This is a genomic window from Herbiconiux daphne, assembly GCF_024979295.1.
GTDB lineage: Bacteria > Actinomycetota > Actinomycetes > Actinomycetales > Microbacteriaceae > Herbiconiux > Herbiconiux daphnes.
Map to the genome: position 1 here is coordinate 1 of NZ_JANLCJ010000163.1, position 1,021 is coordinate 1,021.

The 1,021-nt window shown below is 30.8% G+C and carries 1 protein-coding gene; it reads left to right on the forward strand.

The window, feature by feature from the left end:
- Positions 1-258: hypothetical protein (locus N1032_RS23795; RefSeq protein ID WP_259542869.1), on the forward strand; the 258-nt coding region annotated here is incomplete at its 5' end.
- Positions 259-1,021: the final 763 nt, after the last annotated feature.

Consider the following 1,021-nt stretch of genomic DNA (forward strand, 5'->3'; position numbering starts at 1 on the left):
ACGACATATAAACTATCTTCATTAATTGTTGATTATAAGGTGGCAGACAAAGAAGACCATAGGGCATTAAGTGATGCTCAACATCTGTTGTCGCTAATCAAGTTGGCAAGAGAAACAGAAACGGCTGACATTGTTAAAAATGTTGTTAAAAAACAAAAGGAAAAACCATTTGTAGATAACGCAGTCACAATCAAACACACAACTGCAGAAACAACAACAAAAAAACAAAAAAGTAAATTTTCAAAAATCAAGAAATGATTAAAAGTAAACATGAAAGGATAAAACATGCAACAGCAATTTTTGACAAAATGATTTGGTGATAAAGATGGCAATATTGATAGACACATGTTAGAATATGTTGCAAAAACAGATTTAAATATTTTATCAGAAAATATAGGAGAAAACAATGACTAAAAATCAACTTAAAACTATTTTAAATAAATTTGGTGGAAAGAAAATTGTTGATAATAATTCAACTGTTTGAATTGAACTTCCAGAAAAAATTACTGATGGCGACAAACAAATATTGGTTATTGAAAATGATAATCAAATTTTCAAAGGGAGATTAGACAATAAAACAAATCATATGTTTGCGTTGCCAATATCTTTTGAAGACGTATTATTTATTATGAGTGTACTAAAGGGAAACTAACATGAACACAAGAAAAATTAGACGCATATTTAGGAACTTCAAGAACCGTCCTAACAAACAACAAGCTGAACAAATAAAAATGCTATTCAATGAATTCAATGAAACAAAAACAGGTAAAAAACATATGTTCGCCACATTTCCTTTGGATATCACCAGTAAGCGAAAAGAAAACAAGAGGACATATTATGACATTGGTTGTGTGCTTGGGCTAAAGTTTGATGCATCATTTCGTGTTTGCTTTAAACAAAACCGGTTTTTGTGAATCACAATTAAGAGCACAGACCTTTATGATGGTGGGGCGGATGTGAAATTGAAAAGGCAAAATCAACGAATGGTTGACGATGTTGAAAATGCCATAATGGAAACTTT